Consider the following 22153-nt stretch of genomic DNA (forward strand, 5'->3'; position numbering starts at 1 on the left):
CCATCTTCAAAATTGTATAGGCAGAAATACAGAAAAATCAGAACAGACGGGTAATCTGCCGAATCATCCTAAAAACTGCCCGGCAGAAACCTGTGAGCCCTACAATATTCATGACTAAAAAAAACATTTGATGGCATACGGAACATCTTGAATAAAATTACCACATTGAATTATGATAGGTTCGCAAAAAGCCTAAACACTGTTAATAGCTGCACTGCTTGTTATGTAATTAGATTGACAGCCATACGGCTACTGTAAAACCTGATGGAGCCTCCCGAACTTTGGCAGGTCCATCCCATTATGAGTTATATTGTTACCCCTACTATACATACAATTCAGCCGGAAGGGTGTCAGGAAACAACATGAAACATGCCCGTTTACGGATTGCAGGACTCCTGACTTTACTTTTTTTCTGTGCATCCCTCCCCCTTTTTTCTTACGGAAATCCCATTACCCCGGAGCCTGAGTTTCCTCCCGTTCTGGAACTCAGCCTTACGGAAGCCATTCATCTGGCCCTTCGGCAGAACCGTACCATTGAGAGTGCCTATCTCTCCAGAATACTCCAAAAATTTGAACTGGGTCAGGAGATGACCCGTTTTTCTCCCAACCTCGACATCAGTCCTCAGGCCAGCACAAAAACCACAGGCACAGCCAGAGATTATGCCTCCGACGGCCCGGATACCACAAGATCCCGCACAGACAATTCCGACCTATCCCTTGTCAGTACCGTCTCCCAGAAAATTCCCACGGGCGGTGAAATGATCTTTGCCTGGGAAAACGGCTTTGAAAGCCATTATCACAAAGAAGACGCCAGCTCCGGTGAAGCACAGAGAGGTCTTTCCCAATGGTCTGTCGGATTTCGCCAGCCCCTGCTGAAAGACGGGGGGCTTGACTACAACACCGCTCCCCTCAGGCGTGCGGCCATGCAGGAAGAAAATAATATCCGATCCTTGAGGGATACCCTGATCAGCACCATTTCCGGGGTGATACAGGATTACCGGACCCTGTTATCCTTTTATCAGGACATGGAAGTACAGGAAGATGCCCTGACCAAGGCAAGGGAACAGCTTGAGGTCACCCGTACCATGATTGAAACGGGAAGGCGTGCACCCAACGAAATTCTCCAGTCGGAAGCCAACCTTACCCGGCAGGAGCTGGCCTTTGAGGAAGCAAAGGCACAGATGGACGATGCCCATCTGGCTCTTTTGCAACGTCTTGAAATTAGCGGGAACACCACCCTTATCCCAACGGAAAAAATCATCTACAAACCCATAGAACCCGTTTTTGAAGAATGTCTGGCACTGGCCCTTGAAAGGGATAATTCCTACCTCTCTGCCCTCACATCTCTGGAGATGGCAAAAATAAGACTTTCCGATGCAAAAAATCAGAGACTTTGGAATCTTGATCTGGAAGGAGGCTACAAAGATGGCTGGAATCACCGGAAAAACGATCCCTCCTACCGTCAGGAAGAGTGGTGGGTAGGCCTCCGCCTGAAAATTCCCCTGCCCCTCTACGGAGATCAGAAATACAACAGGGAAATGCCCCTTCTTTCCGCACGGATTCATCTCCGCAATGCCAACATGCAGCTGCTTACGGCCAGAGAATCCCTTGAAAACAATGTCCGCAATGCCGTTCGCCAGGTGGCCTCCAGCCTCCGGCGGGTGGAACTGGCCTCCAAAACCCGTCAGTTTTCTGAAGAGAACTTCCTTGTCAGCGAACTGCAATACAAGCTGGGGAGAATTTCCAACGCGGATTTCATCCGGGAACAGGACAAGCTCCGGGATGACAGGCTGGCGGAAATCAGGGCCATCATGACCTACCAGAACAGTCTCACCCGGCTGGACGCTCTGCTGGCCACCACCCTGGATACCTGGAACATCGCCTTTATCACCGAGCGCGCCGATCTGGAAGCGGAATATCTGGGCGGAAAAACCTGGATGCTCCACCGCTGAATCCAAAGGACAGACCAATGAATATAAAAGCTGATATTCAAAAAGATTTCCACCAGAGTGTTCTGGACAACATGAGAGACGGCGTTATGGCCCTGAACTTTCAGGGCAGCATTACCCTTTTCAACCCTGCGGCTGCAACCATTCTGGGGATGGATGCCCGTGTTGTACGGGAGCATACCTTTGCCGAGGTCTTTCTTGCTGCGGAAGAAGAAAACGATGCCTTCAATCAGATGGTTCTGGATGCCGTCACCCGAAAAAAAGTGGGACAACGGGAAACCGTTGCCTTTATCCGGCCCGACGGCCAAAAAATGACCTTAAGTCTTTCCTCCTCCTGGCTGCACCGTGAAGAAGAAAAAGAAGCCATGGGTGTGGTGGTGGTTTTTTCTGACATTACGGAGCTGACGGTTCTGCAGGAACAGGAAAGGAACAATTCCAGAAAACTGGCCAAGGCCTATGAAGAAATAGAGGCCAGCAACCTCAGGCTGACGGGGCTTCTTAAAAGGGTACAGATGGTGAGAGGGCTTGCCACGGCAGGTATCATCCTTTTTTTTGTGGGGCTTGGCTATTTTCATTTTCAGGGTTTTTCTAATCTGTCTTCCCCTGCAAAGGAAATAAAATCCGCACGAATGATGGCAGAAGGAACGCAGGGTATCCATACCGTAACAACCAGCCCCGTTACCTCCAGCATTTCCCTTTCAGGCCGTCTCCAGCCTCTGGAAGAAATCATGATTACGGCTCCCTTTGACGCAAAAATTCTTGAACGCCACTTTTCCTTTGGTCAGGTAGTGGACAAGGGCGATATTCTTCTGCTGCTGGATACGACTGAAACAAAAATGAAACTCAGGGAAGCAAGAAGCAGCTATATCAAAGCTCTGCAGAATTATGAAGAGCTGGCCTCATGGAATGAAAGCACGGAAATGGCAAGGGCCAGACGCAGTCTGCAACGGGCAGAAAGCAGCCTTGAAAATCATATCCGTCAGCTGGAGGAAGCCACCCTGCTTTTTGACAGGGGTATCATTCCTGCTCAGGAGCTGGACAGGGCAAAGCAGCAGGTGGAAACCAGCCGCATGGACCTTATCTCCAGCCGGGAAGAAATGACGTCCACCCATAAAAAGGCCAGTCCTGAAAACCTGAGCATTGTTACCATGGAGCTGGATAATGCCAGCTTACGGTTAAGTGAGCTGGAATCCCTCCTCGCCCAGGCCGAAGTACGGGCACCTGTGTCCGGCGTGGTGATTCAACCCGTGACAGAAGAGAGCAAAAAACAGTCTCTGGATCAGGGCGCCAGAGTGCAGGCAGGTACCGCCCTCTTTGCACTGGGAGACCTCAGTGGCCTTAAGGTGTTTTCCCGTGTGGATGAAGTGGAGATTGGAAGACTCTCTTTGAATCAGACGGTAAGGGCAAGGGGAGATGCCTTCCCCGGTATTATACTGGATGGATATCTTTCCCACATATCAGCGCAGGCAACCTCAGAAGGCAGCAGGGAAGCTCCGGGATTTGAGGTACAGGTAACCCTTCCTGAACTGAGCGCAAAAGCCGTTACGTCCATACGGATCGGTATGAGCGCAGACCTTGAAATCCTTATATATGATAACCCGAAAGCGTTACTGGTTCCCCTTTATCTGGTGCGGTCCATGGGCAACCATGCCATGGTGCGGATTATAAGGGATGACGGCAGCATGGAAGAACGGAAGGTGACAACGGGCATCACCACCCCGGTCTCCGTGGAAATCCTTTCAGGGCTTGAAAGCGGAGAGCGCCTCGGAGGATGGACACCATGAGCCTTCTGAAACTTGAAAACATCAAAAAATCTTTTACCCTGGGGCCTGTTCAGGTACACGTTCTCAAAGGTGTGAGCTTTGGGGTGGATGCCGGAGAAATGCTTGCCATCATGGGTACTTCTGGAAGCGGTAAATCCACCCTGATGAACATCATCGGTTTTCTTGACCAGCCGGATTCGGGCCGTTATCTGCTGGAAGGAAAAGAAACGGCCAAACTGTCCGACAGCGAACTCTCCGGTATACGCAACCAGAAAATCGGTTTTGTTTTCCAGCAGTTCAACTTACTTGGCAAACTCACGGCCCTTGAAAATGTTTGCCTTCCTCTGGTGTACAGGGGCATTCCTGAAAAAGAACAGAAACCTATGGCCATGGCAATACTGGAAAAGGTGGGAATGGGAGACAGGGCCGGGCACAAGCCCATGGAACTTTCAGGGGGACAGCAGCAGCGGGTGGCCATTGCCCGTGCTCTGGTAGGTACCCCTTCCATTCTGCTGGCAGATGAACCCACAGGTGCCCTTGATACCCGTGTGGGCCAGGAAATAATGAATCTTTTTCTGGAGCTGAACAGCACACATAAAATCACCACCCTCATCATCACCCATGATCCCCGCATTGCCGCTCAGTGCCCTGGAATCGTCCGCATGCAGGACGGATATGTTGCCAGTTCGGAGGAAAGCCGATGATCCTCAAAGCCAATCTCAGGGAAGCTGCGCGCTCCCTTATCTCTGCACGCCAGCGTTCCATCCTTGCCCTGCTGGGCATTGTCATCGGCATTGCTTCCGTCATCGCCCTGGTTTCCATCGGAACCCTTGCCCAGAGGGAAAGCATGCGCCAGTTTATGGAAATGGGAACGGATATTCTCTCCGTACAGGCGGAACAGGGTCGTGGCGGAGGCACATCCAAAGGTTTCAGGCTCCAGGATATCCTCATTATACCCGAAGGCCTGTCTTCCATCGCTACCGTAGCCCCCTATGCCTCCTCCTATGGAGAGCTGAGGAAAGACGGAAAGCGCATGGGCATCCCAGCCCTTGGCGTTACGGAATCCTTTTTTCACATGAACAGGCTCACCATGGCAGAAGGCCGCTTTATCTCCGATCTCGATGGCATCACAACCCATGCCTGCCTGAGCAGCAATCTTGCTGCAAAGCTGAAGGCTCAGGGCATTTCCACAGATCCGGGGAGCGAACTGTATTACGACAACCGTAAAGTTACCGTGGTGGGAACTCTGGAGCCCGTAGCCATGGGCGGCATGAGACCCTATGAAATTCAGGAAGGACTTCTGATGCCCCTTCCTGCAGTGCTGCGTATGTCTCCCCAGAGTATCATCAACACTTTCATGGCCCGTCTTTCTCCGGACTTCACCACAGGCATGGGAACAGAAGATCTCAACACTTATTTCTCGGCTCTTCCGGACAGAATGCAATTGCGTATCATGAGTCCGGAACAGATGATCGCCCATATGGAACGCCAGTTCCGCATGTTCACCCTGCTTCTGGGAGCCATCGGCAGTATCTCCCTCATTGTGGGCGGTGTGGGTGTGATGAATGTCATGCTGGTTTCCGTTACGGAAAGAAAACGGGAAATAGGTATCCGCCGGGCTTTGGGGGCCAGAAAAAAAGATATTCAGTGGCAGTTTCTCATAGAATCCGTACTCCTTTCCCTGGTGGGGGGCCTTGTGGGCAGCCTCATCGGTGTGGCAACCTCATGGGGCATTGCCCGGTATTCAGGATGGCAGTTTGAAATTATCCATGGCGCTTTGATCCTTGGTGTCGGCGTATCCGTAGCCATTGGTATCTTCTTTGGCTATTACCCGGCACGGCAGGCCGCTGCCCTGAATCCCATTCAGGCCCTGCGCACGGACTGATGTCCGGAAAAATGCAAGCCTGATACAACTTCTGGCTAGCGGCCATATCTGCCAAACGGGTGCAGAGGTACCCCGTCTATTGGCTCATGACGCACTCTTATGCGTAAAGCTTCCTGTCTCTGTGCGGAAACGGCAAAAACTCGCCGCCACAGGCAGACTGAACTTTTTGATCACCATAGCAGGCATCCGCAGGCTGCCTTTTTGCCAGCTCAGACAGAGTAGCGTTTCTTTCGCACAGAGTATTGTGAAACCCGAATCCGAAACGACTGCAACGTCACGGACAAACAGCCAGAGCGCCTTACACAAAAACCAGATCGGCAAAACAACAGTGCTGAATAGCAACCGGATAACAATTTGGAAAAAAACATGAGCGATAAAACCCCTTTGCCTCCCGATGTTGAACGCCTTCTCAAACTGATGGAACAGATCTGCCACGATCTTGTCTGGAACCGCTACGACCGGGTAGCAACCCTTTTTGAGCTTACCCAAAGCACCATCTGCCCCGAGCCCATCGCAAGCCTTGCGGAATCCTTCGGCATGATGCTGGTCAAAATCGAAGCACGGGAATTTCAGATGGAAGAAATGCTGAAAAACCTGAAAGAAACCAGTAAAGCCTTAGAGATTTCCCGCAGACAGCTACTCAAAGAAAACGAAGGCCTCAAAAAGGGTCTTATGGAACGATTTTCCCCCAAGCGCATTGTGGGACAAAGTCAGGCCATGCGCCAGATTCTGGACCAGACGGAACGCATAGCAGACACATCCGTAAATGTGCTCATCACAGGGGAAACGGGAACGGGAAAAGAACTCATCGCCAAAGCCCTTCATTATAATTCTACCCGCAAAACCAGACCCTTTATCGCCATCAACTGCTCGGCCATTCCGGAAAGTCTGTTTGAAAGTGAACTTTTCGGCATTGAGAAAGGGATCGCTACGGGTGTGAATATGAGAAAAGGCCTTGTGGAACAGGCTGGCGGCGGCACCCTCTTTCTCGATGAAATCGGGGATATGCCCTTACACATCCAGGCCAAAATTCTGCGGGTACTGGAGGAACGGGAAATTACAAGGGTAGGAAGCTCCACTGTCATTCCCGTTGATCTGAGGGTGGTGGCCGCCACGCACCGCGATCTCAAAACAGAGACAAAGGCCGGACGCTTCCGGGAGGATCTTTTCTTCCGCCTGAATGTCATATCCCTTGCCCTGCCTCCCCTGCGTGAACGGACCGGAGACATTCCTCTTTTACTCCAGCGTTTTCTGGATCTGCACTGTCGTCAGATGAACCGGCCCCTGCTCAAGATCAGGCCAGAAGCCATGGCTTGCCTCCTGTCCCACCACTGGCCGGGCAATGTACGGGAGCTGGAAAACGAGGTGGAGCGTGTTGTGGCTCTCTCCTATTCCGAATTCATCCGGCTGGAGGACCTGTCTTTGCATATCCGCCAGGAAAGCTCCGTTCCAGACAATCCTGTGCTTTCGGGAAACACAGAAAAAAAAGAGACCCTTGCCCTCTATGACGATGGCAGCAAAAATCAACCTTCGGGAAAGCACTTCTCTCTGGAAGAAAACGAAAAGGTACTGATTGAAAGGACACTGGAGGCCACTGGCGGCAACAGAAGCCAGGCGGCCCGTATGCTGGGGATCAGCCGGGAGGGATTAAGAAAAAAAATGAAAAAGCTTTTTGCCGAAGACTGAGCCGAACTATTCAGGTCGGCTCAAACGCTTACGCTGCCTGAATGGGTTCGGCAACAGCCTGTTCTGAAACAGGCAAAAAATCCAGATTGCCGCCCAAAGGGAAAAAGCCCCCCGGGAAAACCCATACCACAATCCCTTCAGCCCTTATTTTTTTCAGCGGTCTCCATGCGTTCCTTTACATCCGCCTCTATACGCTCCCTTCTTATGATGGTATCCGCATCATCACCGAAAAAGCGATTCCGCAGCTCTTCCATCTCTCTTTCTTTTTGAACAGAATCCAGATAGGGGTTCTGTTCCATAGCGGATTTCTGTTGCCGGTACACGTTTTCTTTTTCCTGCTGTGCCCTTACCTCCTGATCAAGGGCTTCCAGCCCTGCCACCACATCGTCACTGAAACTGGCCTGTCTCAGTTCCCGAATTCGTTCTCTCTTTTCTTCTTCCGAGGCCATCCGGCCAAAATCCGCCTGATGCACAGCCATAAGCTCCCGGTAACGCTGGTGGGCGTTCCCTTCTGCAGGTGGCGCTTCATCCCGGTCCAGCCGATAGAGAGAGTCCAGTTCTTCAAGGGCATGGAGCTTTTCACGGGAAATCGTTTCCGGATCCGTAATGATGCTCTTTCTCGTCATACGATACTGCGTTCTGGCCATTTCACTGCCAAAAAGCCACTTCGTATACTCCTCGCCAAGATAGGCCATACGAAAATTCCCTATGTCCTCCAGAATAACAAGACTGTCTTCCAGCGTACGGGGAAACGGCCGCAGGGCAAGATAAGCAGCCAGCGCCATTTCGCTTTCAATATACGGACGGTAAAAACTCAAAATAACTTCCGCACGCTCTTTTCCATGGTTTTCCAGCAGCCAGCCCCGTACAGCCTCCATGTGCTCCGCATAATCCCTGACCTGACCAAAGGACTGGCTCAGCCACGCAAACAGGTTCCGGACATCCTCCGGACTCTCTTCCATCATGCAATGCGGAACAGGATCTTTGAACCCTTCTTCTGCCCGAAACAATCCGGCACAGCCCCCCGCTGCTGCCCCATGTGCTTCCACGAATATGGACTGGGAGTCTGCTTCCAGCAAAAAAGCACCCTCGTTTCCTTCATGCCTGTTTTCCCAATAAAAATAAAAAACGACAAACAGAAGCAGTACCGGTATTCCGATCCAACGGATAAAATGGAGCATATATCCTTTCATAGCCAGCCTCCGGAATAAGCTATCCCTTCAGACCACCTGCCGGTCTGAAGGGATAGCTGTCAATAGCCACGGGCTTTCAGGTCGGCGGCTATATTTTTATAAAATTGCGGTGCATGGAAACCCGGAGTGATACCAAGCAGCATTCCCACAATATTCAGATGATCACAACCCGGAGAATACCAGGCACCTTCCTGTACTCCCCTGAACTTACCCCATTTTGCGCTTTCAACACTGACCAGTCCATCATTGGCTCCCTCAAGCCCGAGCATAATCAGCCAGGGAACCTGCATGAGAACACTGGGAGCACCCCATTTTGCCTTCGCTGCCCAGCTCTGATAATACACACCTTCCTTGTCCGGAGTATTGGGATTAAAAACCTGCCGCATATGATGCGTCGTTACGGCCCATCCATTGGCAAGGCTGTCCGGATTGCTGTCTCCCATGATAAGAGCATAAATCATGTCCAGAGAACCGCCAACAAGGCTATGATATTTTTGAGGAATGCCATTCATGATCATATCTGCCATGGCACTGCCCTGATGGGGACCCGCTATGCTGGTGAAACTTGCCGTATAGGGGGCAAGCCCCAGATTGCTGATGGCGTATCGGGAATAGAGAGCGCCATGGGAATGACCGATGATATTTACCTTTTCCGCCCCGGATATTACCAGAATCTCCATGACCTGATTTCTGAAATCCAGGGCCTTGGCTTCCGTGGAATCCATTCCATTGACCGCTGAGATATACACTTCTGCACCCGCACCTTCAAGGGCAGCGGGAATGGCACCCCAGTAATCCATGATCCCCGCAATCCTTGCGGATGCTCCCATGCCGTGGGCCAGTACCAGAGGATAACGGGTATCATACTTTGCATGGGCAGCGGGCACAGCCATACAGACCAAACAAAAAATGGTTACAAATCCTTTCCCGTACATGGCAAACTCCTTTTCAGATCGGTTTCCTGTTACTGCGAGCCAGAGCCGTCCCCTCGCAATGGTCTGCTGCTGCAGGGAAAACGCCTTGCACAGAAATTCATACTAACTCAGCACGAAAAAGCCGTCCCTGCAAAATAAACACAACTCTTATTTTGCGAACACTGTTCATGTATGCCCGATAAATATTCCTATACCATTGATATGTCAAGTATAAAAAAGTAAACCCATCACCATGCATCCCTTCCGAGCCATTCACAACCCGGGGAAGGTCTTTACAGAGAAAACACCTGATCAAAAATCCTGAAGCATCCATCGGCTTCTTCGCTAATGGATGCTTCAGGATTTTTGATGCGGAGTGGTCCCACCAGAGCATCAAAAACCGGACACTGTTTTTCCACTGGTATTTTTTTATTCCGCCAGATGCCAATAAAATGCAAAAAAAAGACAAAAGCTATGATAAAAAAGAGCATACGATGGAAAACACCGATTCTGAACACAGACAGATCATTGTGACACCGGATAACTGGCCATCCTTTTTCAAAAAAGTGCAGAAACAACTGCCTCCTTTTTTCCCCATCGGACAATGGACCCTGCACTGTGAGAGCAAAAAGCAAAACCTGATTCCTGCTGAAATGTGGCCGCCCCCCTTCACCCCTTTTCAAAAAAAGGAAGCTCCCCTATGCCTGCCTTCTTTTCCCTGACCCATGCGGAAAAACGCATCTATCTTACCCAGAAAATGCATCCGGAATCATCCATGTGGAATGTCCCCACCTCCTTCCGGCTGCCTTCCGGAGACGGGGATCTTCTGTTTAAAGCCGTGCAGCTTTTTCTGAAAAAGCGAAAGGATCTTCAGGTCCGGTTCAGGGAAAAGGATGGCATTCCGCAGAAGTACTTTTCAGACAGGGAAGACATTCCCCTTCTCATGCTGGATTTTTCAGAGAGAGATGAAAAAGACTGTATGACGTGGATGGTAAAACAGAGCAGAACCCCCATGCCCATGCTGGAACATCCCCTCCATGTCTTTGCCATTTTAAAGGGAACAGGCGGCCTTACCTTTCTCTATACCTGCTACCACCACATCGCCATGGACGGAACGTCCAGTGCCATGGCAGCGGGCCAGATTCTCCATATTTACAAGAGTCTTATGGAAGGCAGAAGCCCGGATCTGCCGGATTGTTATGATACAACCTCCCTTGTGGAAGCACTGGAGGCAGAACAGCGTTATCTCCATTCAGAAACAGCAAATCAGGACAAGAGCTATTGGCTGCAACGCTTTGACAACCTGCCGGAACCCCTTGATTTTGGAGGAAAACCACTAAGAGGCCCCCGGCCCTTACAAAAACTTGTCCGGTCCTTCCGTCCTTATACCACACAAAAACTTACGGACTTCTGCGCAGAGCATAAAACCTCTCCCTTCCGGGTGCTGCTGGCGGCGGCTTCCCTCTATTTTTGCCGGACCCTGAACCGAAAGGATCTGATTCTGGGTTCGGCCACGGCCAACCGCCACCCGAAATCCCTGAAAAACGCCATGACCATGAGCGTCAGTACCCTTGCCCTCCGCTTTACGGTAAAGGGTGAAGAGAGCTTTCTGAATCTGCTGGACCAGAGCCGCCGTCTTGTGAAAGAAGCCCTTGCCCATGAACGCTATCCCTATGATCTGCTCATGGCAGACCTTCGGTCTTTGCACGGAGAAAAACCGGACCTTATCAGCACCTCCTTTGTGGAATTCCTGAAACCGGATCTGCCCGAAGGCGGTGAAACCTGCTGGCACAATTATGGTGAATCGGAAATGGCCCTTACGGCCTATTTTTCCTTTCCCGGAAGAAAAAATATCGGAAAGACTGGGGGCCAAAATGCTCCGGCAGAGCTGATTTTCATGTATCAGGAAGAGCGCTTTGAACCCTGGTTCATGGAACAGATGGCAAGCCATCTGGAAGCCATCCTCCTTCAGGGAATGGAAAACCCCCATCTTCAGGTAAGGGAGCTTTCCTTTCTCAGTTCAAAGGAAAGGAAAACAATCATCGAGGGCTTCAACCCCAAGGAGGCCATACCCGAAAGCCGCAATACCCTTCCGGCCCATATGGAGGCACAGGCCCGGCGCAGACCCGGAGCAAGGGCTGTGGTGTGGCGGGAAAAGGTTCTGACCTACGGAGAACTGGACTCTTTATCCAATGCCCTTGCCCGAAAACTGCTGGCCATGGGAGCAGGCCCGGGAACCGTGGTGGGCCTTCTCATGGACCGTTGTCCGGAACTCATCACTGCCCAGGTGGCCATCCTCAAAACCGGTGCGGCCTTTATGCCCATTGATGCAGGGTACCCGGATTCCCGCATCACTTTCATGCTGGAGGATGTGGCGGCTCCCTTCCTCATCACCCAGACCCGCTTTATAGCGGAAAAGGATTTTCAGCACACCCTCCTTTTGAATATGGATGATCCGGATATTTTTGAAAAAGAAACATCCCCCCTGCCTCCGGCATCCTCTCCGGATGAAGCCTGTGTGGTGATCTACACGTCCGGCTCCACGGGAAAACCCAAGGGGGTTCTCCTCACCCATCAGGGCATCGCCAACATCATCCTTGCCACCATTCAGGCAGACGGCATCACTGCCCGTGACAAAATTGCCAAACATGCAAGTTTTTCCTTTGACGCCAGCCTCATGGAAGTGTTTGTGGCCCTTTTTTCCGGAGCAGAACTCCATCTCGTCCCCGAAGAAATCCGGCTTTCCTTAGGTCCGCTCAATACCTTTTATGAACAAAACGGCATCACATGGAGCTTTCTCACCACCCAGCTGGGGGAACAGTTCATGGAATTCATGGACAACAGTTCCCTTAGCACCCTGCAGGTGGGTGGCGAAAAACTGCGCACCTTCACCCCCCGATCCTATAAGCTTCGAAATCTCTACGGTCCTACGGAATGCTGCATCTATGTTACGGGGCAGCTTATTGAGCACATGGAAGAAAATATTCCCATCGGCCGTCCCATGCCCGGATGCCGCATCTATATTCTCGATGCCTTCGGCCATCCCCAGCCGCCGGGAATGGCAGGCGAACTCTGCATCGCAGGACCTTGCGTGGCCCTCGGGTACCACAGAAGAGAAGAAAAAACCGCCGAATGCTTTGTGGCCGACCCCTTTTACCCCGGCGAACGAATGTACCGCAGCGGTGATCTGGCAAGCTTCCGGCCCGATGGTGTGATTCTTCATCTCGGCCGCATGGACAGACAGGTGAAGCTCAGGGGCTTTCGCATTGAACTGGGCGAAATTGAAAATGCCATGCTGGAGATGAAAGGCATTCAGCAGGCGGCGGTGGCGGATTTCAAGGATAGCAGCAACAGGGTTTATCTTTGTGGCTACTATGCAGGCAAAGGCGTTTTGCCAAAGGATCTGAAAAAAGAGCTTTCAAAACGCCTCCCCGAATATATGGTGCCCCTGCATCTGATCCCTTTAGCTACGCTGCCCCTCAATCCCAGCGGAAAAATTGACCGCATGAAGCTTCCAAAGCCCGAAGTCCAGTTCACACAAACTCTGGAATATATACCTCCGGCTCCGGGACTTGAAAGCGAACTGACCGCCATCTGGGGCGATGTGCTGAATCAGACAAACCTCAGTGCCACCGCCGACTTTTTCCAGTGTGGCGGAGATTCCCTGAGGGCTGTGCGCCTGCAGGTGCAGTTGGCAAAGGTGCTGGGCCATGAGGTTTCCCTTTCCGATATTTTTTCCTGCACCAGCCCGAAAAACATGGCCGCATTTCTTGCAAAGCAGGACGGTACAGAACTCCGCAGCATAAAACCTGCGGCCAAAGCTCCCTGGTATCCGGCCACCACTGCCCAGCAGCAGCTTTTTCTCTTAAGCCGCATGGAAGGCATCGGCTGCACCTACAACATGCCCTTTGCCCTCCATCTGGAAGGGCCCTTGGACAGAAAAGCCCTGTCTTCAGCCCTTCAGGCACTGGTGCAGCGCCATGAATCCCTGCGTACCCGTTTTGCCATCAAAGAAGGCCGCTGTGTCCAGATTCCCGAAGATTCCGCTGCGTTGAAAATGGAGTTTCAGCAGACAGGCAAAGATGATCTGGATGCCTCCATCCGGAACTTCATCCGGCCCTTTGATCCGGCCAAAGCACCCCTCTTCCGTGTGCGGCTGCTGGCCATTCAGGAATCAGATGAACAGCATCACATTCTGCTTCTGGACATGCACCATCTGGTGAGCGATGGCGTGTCCGTGGGTATCCTCGTCCGGGAACTGGCAAGCCTCTATGGGGGGCAAACCCTTCCCGAACCCCTTTTGCAGCACAAGGATGTGACGGTCTGGGAAGCCGGTCGGGAAAAAGCCGCCGCCATGGAGCATGGAGCCTTCTGGATTTCCCTTTTTGCGGATCCTCCGGAAGCCTCCCTGCCTGCGGATAAACCCAGACCCCCCGGAGCAGACTTTGCCGGTGATGTGCATGTGGAAGTGCTGGAACCGGAACTGAGCGCAGGGCTTCAGGACATGGCCAGAAAATCCGGGGCCACCCTGCATCAGGTTCTTCTTTCCGCCCTCTCCGTTCTCGTGGGACGCTGGAGTGATGCGGAAGACCTTGTCATCGGCACCAGCACCGCAGGCCGGGACCTGCCCGGAGCCGAATCCCTTGTGGGCATGTTCGTGCGCACCCTTCCCACCCGGCACCGGCCCGAAGGACAGAAAAGTTTTGCCGGACTTCTGGCGGAAACCAGAGATCAGATGCGCCGGATTTACAGCCACAGTGCCTACCCCATTTCCTCCCTTTACGAAAAACTGGGGCTTAACCGGGGACCGGGCCGTCATCCCCTCTTTGACCTGAACTTTGTCATGCAGGAAACGGGGCTGGATGATGCGCTTACAAGCGGCAATTTGCGGCTAGCTGTGGAGTCTCTTCCCACCCAGACGGCCAAATTTGATATCTCCTTTGGAGCCAGACTCAGAAATGGCAGCATCCACCTGAGCGTGGACTACCGCAGCGCACTGTACCAGAAGGAAACCATTGCACGGATGAGCTCCCATCTCACCCGTATCCTCCGGGCTGTGACGGCGGACATGGAGGCTCCCCTTGCCTCCATAGACATGCTGGGACCGGAAGAGCGGCATACCCTGCTCCACCGCTTCAACCCCAGACCCACTCCCGGCCCTTTCTGGCCGACCGTAAGCCATGCCATTGCCCTGCATGCAAAAAATGCCCCCGATAAAATTGCCATTGTGGCCGGAAATCAGAAGCTTTCCTATGCAGAGCTTGACAAGAGGGCCAATGCGGCGGCAGCAAAACTTTTGGAAAAGGGCCTGCCAGCCAACAGCATCGTTGCTGTGGCTGCGGACCGATCCGTCTGGGCCGTGGCAGCCATGCTGGCCGCACTCCGGGCCGGAGCCGCCTATGTGGCCATTGATCCGGCGTATCCTGAAGAAAGAAAAAACTTTATCCTTGAAGATACGGCGGCGGATTTTCTTCTGGGTTCTTCGGAAAGCCTGCAGGCCTTTGGCTTTACGGGTGAAAGTATGGCCATGGATCAGCCGGATATGGGGAAAGGAGCAAGGGACCCCGGCAGGGCTGCGGGCGGTCATCAGCTGGCCTACCTCATCTTTACCTCCGGTTCAACGGGTCAACCCAAGGGAGTGGCCATAGAGCACCATTCCATGGTCAATTTCATCCACTGGTATGCCACCCACCACGGCATAGGCAAAGATTCCAGCACCGCCGCCTTTGCCGCCTTCAGCTTTGATGTATCCGTGGTGCAGATTTTTGCCCCCCTCACCGCTGGTGGCACCCTGCACATCATCCCGGAACAGCTTCGCCTTTCTCCGCCGGAACTGGATGCCTACTTCATGGCAGAAAACATCAGCCATGCCCATTTCCCCACCCAGTTTGCGGAACAGTTCATGCGCATGGTTGAGGGGCGCTCCCTGAAAACCCTTGTGGTGGGCGGCGACCGCCTCAGCCGCTACCGCATTGGTCCCTACAGGCTCACCAATGAATACGGCCCCAGCGAAACCACCATGGCCTGCCTCAGCTATGATGTACCCGCCGTCATGGAAAGACCACCCGTGGGCTCACCCGTGGCCAACTACCGGGTGTATATACTGGACAGCCGGGGCAGACTGGCACCCATCGGCATGCCCGGAGAAATCTGCGTGGCAGGAGCCGGTGTGGCAAGGGGCTACCACAACCGGCCGGAGCTTACGGAAAAAGGCTTTGTTCCGGACCCCTTTGCAGCGGGAGAACGCATGTACCGCACCGGAGACCGGGGCCGATGGCTCAGCAGTGGTGTGGTGGAATTCATGGACCGGCTGGATTTTCAGGTAAAAATCCGGGGATTCCGCATTGAGCCTGCCGAAATCGCCCGACGCATGCAGGAGGTGGAAGGACTGCTGGAAAGTGTGGTCATCGCCCGGGAGGAAGGTTCCGGCAACAAGGTGCTGGTGGCTTATTTCACGGCAAAGGAAAATCTGGCTTCCGAAACGGTGAAAGCCTATCTCCGCTCCGTACTGCCGGAATACATGATTCCCGTTCATTTTGTGGGCCTTGACTCCATGCCCCTCAATGTCAACGGCAAGATTGACCGCAAAAAACTGCCTGCTCCGGAACTGGCTGACCCGTCGTCCACCGCAGGGCCCCTTGAAGCCCGCACGGAAAAGGAGAAAAAAATTCTTGCCTGCTGGGAAGAGGTGCTGGGCCACAGAAACTTCAGCCCCCTTGATTCCTTCTTTGAAATCGGCGGAGATTCCCTCAGCGCCATCGCCCTTCTGGCGGGTTTAAGCGAATATTTCGACATTTCCGCATCGGACATCTTTGCCCATCCGTCCTTTGCAGAACAGACAAAACGTTTCAGGGAAGTCAGCGGTGGCAGGGCCAGCCGTCTGCTGCGCCTTCAGGAGATGATCCGGCCCCTGCCCGAAGACCCGGCCTTTGCCCCTGAACAGCAGGACTACGCAGAAGCCAGAAGCCGCATCTCCATGCTGGATACCCGTACCGTCCGTTTTCCGGAACATGTGCTTCTCACAGGGGCCACGGGTACCCTGGGAGTGGATCTTCTCAAAGAACTCCTCTCGGAAACATCCGCCCGCATCACAGCCCTGATAAGGGCCGGATCTCCGGAAGAGGGAAGAAAACGCCTTGCCTCCATCTATCACCAGCGTTTTCAGGAGGATATCAGCCTTCTTGCCGGAGACAGACTGCGGGTGCTGCCTGCGGATCTGGGGAAAGGATATTTCGGCATGGACGAAGCCTCCTTTACGGCCCTTGCCATGGACGTGGATGCCATACTGCATTCCGCTGCCCTCACCCGCCATTATGGTGCATGGGAGGAATTTGCGGAAGCCAATGTGGACAGTGTCCGCCATATCATGGATTTTGCCAAAACAGGCAAAGACAAGGAGCTGCACCATGTCTCCACCACTTCCATAGCCGCGGGCAAGGTGGAAGGCCGCAGCCGCATGCTGTTTTCTGAACTGGATCTGGATAAGGGACAAAGGGCCGATAACTTCTATGTAAAATCCAAATTTGAGGCGGAAAAACTCCTGCATGGGGCCCGGAAGGAAGGGCTTGCCGTCCGAATTTACAGGGCAGGCAACATTACCTGCGATTCCCTTACCGGGGCTCTGCAGCGCAATGTGGAAGACAACGCCTTTTACCAGCAGGTGAGGGCCTATGTGAACCTTGGGGCCGCACCGGACATGATGGATACCCGTAACATGACCTTTGTGGATCAGGCGGCAAAGGCCATCGTACTTCTCATGGGCAGACCGGGACTTTCCGGCCAGACCTTCCACATCCAGAACCCCCTTCTGCTCCAACTCTCCACAGCCCTTGCCGACCCGGCTCTGGAACTTTCCTGTCAGGCCACACCCTTTAGGGATTTCATTTCCTTTGTGGCAGATCATGCGGGACATAAGGGCTTTGAAGAATACGTGGAACGCCTGCTGCTCCATTCGGGATGGCAGGACTGGCTGCAGAATCCAGCCCAGACTGCCGCAGAAATCCGTGCGGACCGCACCGCAGACATTCTTTCCCTTCTGGGCTTTACCTGGAAAACACCGGGCCCTGATGATCTCAGGGGCTTTATCCGCCATGCCCTGAAAGACCGCATCCGCATGCTGCGAGCACTTGCCCCCTTCTCTTCCCTGAAGGAAGAAAGCCTCTTTACACTGGCCTGCCGCATGAAACCGGAATCCTTTGGCGGAGAAGATCGGCTTCAGACCGAAGGCCAGCCCATAGATGCCCTGCGATTTGTCATGGATGGTATTGTGGAAACCTACCGGCACAACCGCAGCGGCTGGATCGGCACCGTTCGGATAACCGGTCCCGGAGCCTGCACAGGGGAAGAGGCCCTGCCACCGGGCAGAAATCCCGGAGCAGGCAGCACGGTGGAAGCCATAGAACCTGTCTTTGCCTTCTCCGTATCCCTTGCAGACATGCGCAGTCTCATCCGGAAAGACCCGGATCTTGGGTTCATGCTGCTGGAAATAGCCTCAGGAAAAAATGATCAGGCAGAAAGGCTTTTTGTGGCGGTGTAAACAGTCTGCAGATTTTCAGCTGATTTCATGACGCAGAGAGGAATTCATTCCCCACTCCGCTGAAACAAAAGCAAACGTTCTTCCGTTTTATAGTGGCTGTGACCTTCATCAGAACAGCGGACATCAATGTTCTTCATAAAAAGAACACTGTCATCCATTTCATTGCGGAGGGCTTGTTTGAATAGAAATGGAATCTCAATATTGTTTACAGACTCGCACTATCCAGATGCAGAGTCCCGGATACACAGCTCTGGGAAGTCCGCTGCAAGGATGGATTCGGCGCTTTACCGGCCTGCAGAAATGCCAGCATTATAAATACAACGGCCGGTAATACCCAATACCAGTACCTTACAATCACCAACCCCTTATAGGAAGGGTGGGGCCGCATTGTATCCTTATCCGGCATTGTAAGACTGCCCTTGATCCAGCCGTATGCAACCATGCCAGCAAAGCCCCCCAGAAGGAACAGACCCACAGCCAGACAATACAGCGCCGCACCTTCCAACAGCGTCCCCACCTCCGGATTCCAACGATCAGCAAGGAAGAAAGAATCCTGTCCAAGGAGGTACAGGCCACTGAAGAACATGGCCAGCGCCAACATAACATTCAAAACAATTCGGAATTTATTCATAATCTATGCTCCTGATGCCACGAACACACGCCACTTTATAATGGAAGAAAAGCGGCAACAAACCACCCGTTGCTGTGCTGGCATTATTGGGTTCCTTCCCCACCCGGCAGGCAAGCAGCCTGATTTTTGACCGGGCTTAAAAAGATCCGCCATGAGAAAGGGGGCGGCATACGATATGCCATTGTCCTGAACCTTCCCATGACTAAAGCCAGGGGCTTGGCGGCGACATTCGGTAAATCGGGTTGAACGATGAATACTCAGTCTGTTTTACCCATTTTTCCTTTAAGAAAGGGAACATAAGCCATATCGGTCTGTAAGATGTGGGTATGAAGCCAGTCTTTGAGAAAATCCATAAGATCCATGGTGACCGTTGCCTTTCCGCTCTCAAAATCCCTCTGAATCCCGGCAACCCTGGCCACAAGATTATTGTGAACCTTTCCGTGGGATCGGCTTTCCGGGTACCCGTATCTGGCAAAAAGCTCTTCCTCATAGGCAAAATGAGATACGGTGTAGTCCGCAAGCTGCTTAAGGATACTCCCCAGCTCAGCGGCCCCTTTTTGAAGCCGCATGGCCTTGTGAAGCTGGTTGATCAGTCGTACAAGCTCTCTGTGCTGGGCATCTATGGACTGTATGGATGTGGCAAGGCGTGGAGTCCACGGCATCAGATCCGGTATATCCGCTGCCTTCAGCCCGGACGCAAGATGTCCGGTCGTCCCCTTATTGGACACCCTGAAAACGGCAATCATTTCCCTGAGGCTTGAAGCCAGAAGATCCAGATCCTTTGCGCTGATGCTCATATGTCTGGACCGGCCGGACATTTCCGCCGCCACCGTATCCACGGTGGCAATATCCCTTGCAATTTCCGATGCCACAAGGGAACTCTGGGCCACGTTTTCATTCACTTCCCGAATACCGATGGAAGCCTGATCAATGTTCGCCGCCACCTCGGATGCCGTTGAAGACTGTTCGTCCACGGAAACAACAATCTCATTTACAATCTGGTCCACCTGAGAGATCACATGGGAAATGGTTCCCACTTCCTCTACGGTCTCACGGGTGGATGACTGAATTCCCCCTATCTTTTCACGGATAATCCGGGTGGCATCCGCCGTCTGCTCTGCCAGTTTCTTGATCTCACCGGCCACAACGGCAAAACCCTTGCCGTATTCGCCAGCACGCGCCGCCTCGATGGTGGCATTGAGGGCCAGAAGATTGGTCTGCTCCGCAATTTCCGTAATCAGCTCCGTCACATTACCAATTTCCAGAGCTGCCGCACCCAGAGTGCCGACCTTACCGGAAACCACATGTACCTGATTTCTGGCTTTGGTTGAAATGTGAAGAGCCTCCCGGCAGTTTCCAGCCACTCCTGAAATATTGATCTGCATCTGTGCGGCGGCCTCTGCCACCATGCCGATGTTGGTGGACGCTTCTTCGCTGGCCGCTGCCACCGTATGCATGCTGGTATTCATCTCTTCGGCTGCGGCAGCAACAGAATTGGAGCGGCGGTACAGATCCGCCGATTCCGCCTCCATCTCAGCAGAAACCATGGAAACCTCAGAAGATGCCGCCGCTATGCTCTGGGTTTTCCCGCCAACACTCATGATAATGTCATCAAGTGTGGCCACAAACAGATCAAATCCGGCCGCAAGGCTGCCGATTTCATCCTTTCTCACAAGCCCCATACGAACGGTGAGGTCCCGCTCTTTTCCTTTAATGGCCTTGCGCAGGCTGGCATTCAGTTCTCTGACGGGAATAAGAAAAATGCGGTTGAACAAAAAGCCCATGGCAAGCATGACAAAGAGCAGGCTGGCTGCTGCGGCCAGCCCCATACGAATCAGCATACCATGGGAAAGGGTATGGGGCATGGCGCGAACATCTTTATAAATCCCTCCCAGTGCGGCCCTGGCTTCGCCATTCATACCTGCTGTATCCATTGCCTGAATCTGTTCTGCTATACCGGCAGCAATGCGGGAGCTGTGATCCATCTGCACATGGAGGAAAGCCCACAGCATGAAAATCAGAGCCAGAATCACCACAAGCAGGAGCGACCCTGCAATTTTAAAATCCAGACTTTTTTTACCAAACGATGCTACCATGGGTACCTGCCTCAACCACTAAAGTCCATACAAAAGCAGAGCGCCACCAGCTGGGCCTGCTGAAAAGCCATTGAAGCAGAATATATAAAAAACGGCCTGTCCCGCTCCATCCCGAAAACGGCTATTGATACTCCCGGCCTTTCAAAAATTCAAACCTAAAATGACAGATCCGCGCGATTCTGTCAGCAAAGCCAAAGTCTCTATACCAGACTCCGGCTCCAGACACCCAACGATTCCTGGACAGAATATCACAAGGTTCCGTCAGAAGACGGGGTGATCCTCACCAGTTCCACACGTCGGTTTTTTGCCCGTCCTTCCGGAATCTCATTAGTGGCAACGGGAGCCAGCGGCCCAACCCCCTTCGGAATCATACGGCCCGCCTCTATGCCGGATCTGACCAACTCATCCACAACAGCTTTCGCCCGGTTTTCAGATAAACGGATATTGAAATCCAGTTTGCCCACACCATCCGTGTGACCCACAACATAAAAACGCTCACTACTGTTTTGCTTCAGATAACGGGCTATCTTACCAATCGTTTCAGAAGATTCAGCCTTGACCCGGAATTTTCCCGAATCAAAGAGAATACCATAAAAAGCACTGAAGCCCTTTTCTTTCAACTCCGACTCAAATCCGCCTGTAGCCTCTCCCACCACAACCTCAAAGCCTGTTTCCTCCACCACATCCACCCGAAATCCCGGCTGGGGCCAGCCAACGGCTCCTCCCTGAGTGATCATCACACTCACATAAACAGTTCCCTGCTCTGTTTCTTTCTTAGCTGTAATATAATGATGAAAACGGGCACCGGTTATGGGACCGGAATTACGAAAACCATAATCACTTTCAAAGGGATTTTTACCATACCACTGATTGACAAAGCGCGACCCGGCATTTTCCGGAGAACAGGAAAAAATTTCCGTAAACCCGGCCTGCTCCAACCAGATACGATAGTACCGGTATACCTGATAAGGGGAGTTCCCCTCACCTCCCCTGTAAAGGGTTTGGGAAATACGTCCCTCCACTTCCATGATATCCTGAATTTCTGCAATCCGATTACCGGCTTTGTCTGTGTGGCTGTGTACGGGGCCGGCAACCAGATCATACCGGCCAAACTCTGCCACTTCCTGATGATGAACCTCAGCACCACTCATAACCGGCGGCATATAGCCCTTCCATTTTTCAGAAGCATGGGCAGAAAACACAGCCGTAATGGAAAAAAAAAGAACCATGATCATAAGGGTGTACTTCCCTAATGCGGCACCCAAGGACCGAACAAGCAGCATAATCGCCTCCTGGTATAAAGATATGATCAAGCCTGGATTGCATGCTCTTCCACCTGACACAGGGAACATGACCATAGCATATTTCCTGCATGGCAGCATCCCTGCCTCCATCTTGAGATGATCATTGTGCCCTTTCTGCCCAACTGCGTGAGCGCGGGCATCCCCAGGTGAAAACCCGCTTCTCAACAAAAAAAATCCGCAGCAGCCAAAGCTGCTG

Annotated in this window: 12 protein-coding genes; 6 read left to right on the top strand and 6 right to left on the bottom strand. The window is 52.6% G+C overall.

The genetic code is table 11. The features are described from left to right. The first annotated feature begins 362 nt into the window (after nucleotides 1-362). From OOT00_RS09880 to OOT00_RS09900, 5 genes are all read left to right on the top strand, one after another. Nucleotides 363-1952, top strand: coding sequence for a TolC family protein (locus tag OOT00_RS09880; RefSeq protein WP_265425211.1), 1590 nt, complete (start codon nucleotides 363-365; stop codon nucleotides 1950-1952). 17 nt (nucleotides 1953-1969) lie between these two features. Then, on the top strand, nucleotides 1970-3733 hold the full coding sequence (locus OOT00_RS09885) for a PAS domain S-box protein (protein WP_265425212.1): 1764 nt from the start codon (nucleotides 1970-1972) through the stop codon (nucleotides 3731-3733). Next, nucleotides 3730-4416 carry an ABC transporter ATP-binding protein gene (locus tag OOT00_RS09890; RefSeq protein WP_265425213.1) on the top strand — a complete coding sequence of 229 codons (687 nt, stop codon included), beginning with the start codon at nucleotides 3730-3732 and terminating at the stop codon, nucleotides 4414-4416. The genes OOT00_RS09885 and OOT00_RS09890 overlap by 4 nt, the downstream gene beginning before the upstream one ends. Beyond that, nucleotides 4413-5597 (top strand): ABC transporter permease, encoded by a 1185-nt coding sequence (locus OOT00_RS09895; protein ID WP_265425214.1) that lies wholly within the window; start codon nucleotides 4413-4415, stop codon nucleotides 5595-5597. The genes OOT00_RS09890 and OOT00_RS09895 overlap by 4 nt, the downstream gene beginning before the upstream one ends. 366 nt (nucleotides 5598-5963) lie before the next feature. After that, a complete protein-coding gene (locus OOT00_RS09900; RefSeq protein WP_265425215.1) occupies nucleotides 5964-7283 on the top strand; it encodes a sigma-54 interaction domain-containing protein in 1320 nt (439 codons plus the stop codon). 137 nt (nucleotides 7284-7420) lie between these two features. Here OOT00_RS09900 and OOT00_RS09905 read toward each other — a convergent pair whose 3' ends face one another. The 3 genes from OOT00_RS09905 to OOT00_RS09915 all read right to left on the bottom strand — a co-directional run bounded on the left by OOT00_RS09905 (nucleotide 7421) and on the right by OOT00_RS09915 (nucleotide 9968). Further along, nucleotides 7421-8476 (bottom strand): lipase secretion chaperone, encoded by a 1056-nt coding sequence (locus OOT00_RS09905; RefSeq protein WP_265425216.1) that lies wholly within the window; start codon nucleotides 8474-8476, stop codon nucleotides 7421-7423. A gap of 59 nt (nucleotides 8477-8535) precedes the next feature. Then, complete coding sequence (locus tag OOT00_RS09910; protein WP_265425217.1) at nucleotides 8536-9411, bottom strand: esterase/lipase family protein; 876 nt, start codon at nucleotides 9409-9411, stop codon at nucleotides 8536-8538. Nucleotides 9412-9683: 272 nt separating this feature from the next. Then, complete coding sequence (locus OOT00_RS09915; protein ID WP_265425218.1) at nucleotides 9684-9968, bottom strand: hypothetical protein; 285 nt, start codon at nucleotides 9966-9968, stop codon at nucleotides 9684-9686. A gap of 122 nt (nucleotides 9969-10090) precedes the next feature. Between OOT00_RS09915 and OOT00_RS09920 the strand changes: the two genes are divergently transcribed. Further along, nucleotides 10091-17926 carry a non-ribosomal peptide synthetase gene (locus tag OOT00_RS09920; RefSeq protein ID WP_265425219.1) on the top strand — a complete coding sequence of 2612 codons (7836 nt, stop codon included), beginning with the start codon at nucleotides 10091-10093 and terminating at the stop codon, nucleotides 17924-17926. Nucleotides 17927-18131: 205 nt separating this feature from the next. Here the strand turns inward: OOT00_RS09920 and OOT00_RS09925 are convergent, their stop codons facing one another. From OOT00_RS09925 to OOT00_RS09935, 3 genes are all read right to left on the bottom strand, one after another. Continuing rightward, on the bottom strand, nucleotides 18132-18557 hold the full coding sequence (locus OOT00_RS09925) for a hypothetical protein (protein ID WP_265425220.1): 426 nt from the start codon (nucleotides 18555-18557) through the stop codon (nucleotides 18132-18134). Between the two features lie 257 nt (nucleotides 18558-18814). Next, entirely contained in the window at nucleotides 18815-20653 is a 1839-nt protein-coding gene (locus OOT00_RS09930) for a bacteriohemerythrin (RefSeq protein WP_265425221.1), read from the bottom strand. 248 nt (nucleotides 20654-20901) lie between these two features. Then, on the bottom strand, nucleotides 20902-21936 hold the full coding sequence (locus tag OOT00_RS09935) for an OmpA family protein (RefSeq protein ID WP_265425222.1): 1035 nt from the start codon (nucleotides 21934-21936) through the stop codon (nucleotides 20902-20904). Between the last annotated feature and the right edge of the window lie 217 nt (nucleotides 21937-22153).

The sequence above is a fragment of the Desulfobotulus pelophilus genome, from assembly GCF_026155325.1.
GTDB classification, from domain to species: Bacteria; Desulfobacterota; Desulfobacteria; order Desulfobacterales; family ASO4-4; genus Desulfobotulus; species Desulfobotulus pelophilus.

Coding starts and splice junctions, on each gene's coding strand:
- OOT00_RS09880 (WP_265425211.1), top strand. CDS start 363: ATGAAACATGCCCGTTTACGGATTGCAGGACTCCTGACTTTACTTTTT.
- OOT00_RS09885 (WP_265425212.1), top strand. CDS start 1,970: ATGAATATAAAAGCTGATATTCAAAAAGATTTCCACCAGAGTGTTCTG.
- OOT00_RS09890 (WP_265425213.1), top strand. CDS start 3,730: ATGAGCCTTCTGAAACTTGAAAACATCAAAAAATCTTTTACCCTGGGG.
- OOT00_RS09895 (WP_265425214.1), top strand. CDS start 4,413: ATGATCCTCAAAGCCAATCTCAGGGAAGCTGCGCGCTCCCTTATCTCT.
- OOT00_RS09900 (WP_265425215.1), top strand. CDS start 5,964: ATGAGCGATAAAACCCCTTTGCCTCCCGATGTTGAACGCCTTCTCAAA.
- OOT00_RS09905 (WP_265425216.1), bottom strand. CDS start 8,476: ATGAAAGGATATATGCTCCATTTTATCCGTTGGATCGGAATACCGGTA.
- OOT00_RS09910 (WP_265425217.1), bottom strand. CDS start 9,411: ATGTACGGGAAAGGATTTGTAACCATTTTTTGTTTGGTCTGTATGGCT.
- OOT00_RS09920 (WP_265425219.1), top strand. CDS start 10,091: ATGCCTGCCTTCTTTTCCCTGACCCATGCGGAAAAACGCATCTATCTT.
- OOT00_RS09925 (WP_265425220.1), bottom strand. CDS start 18,557: ATGAATAAATTCCGAATTGTTTTGAATGTTATGTTGGCGCTGGCCATG.
- OOT00_RS09930 (WP_265425221.1), bottom strand. CDS start 20,653: ATGGTAGCATCGTTTGGTAAAAAAAGTCTGGATTTTAAAATTGCAGGG.
- OOT00_RS09935 (WP_265425222.1), bottom strand. CDS start 21,936: ATGCTGCTTGTTCGGTCCTTGGGTGCCGCATTAGGGAAGTACACCCTT.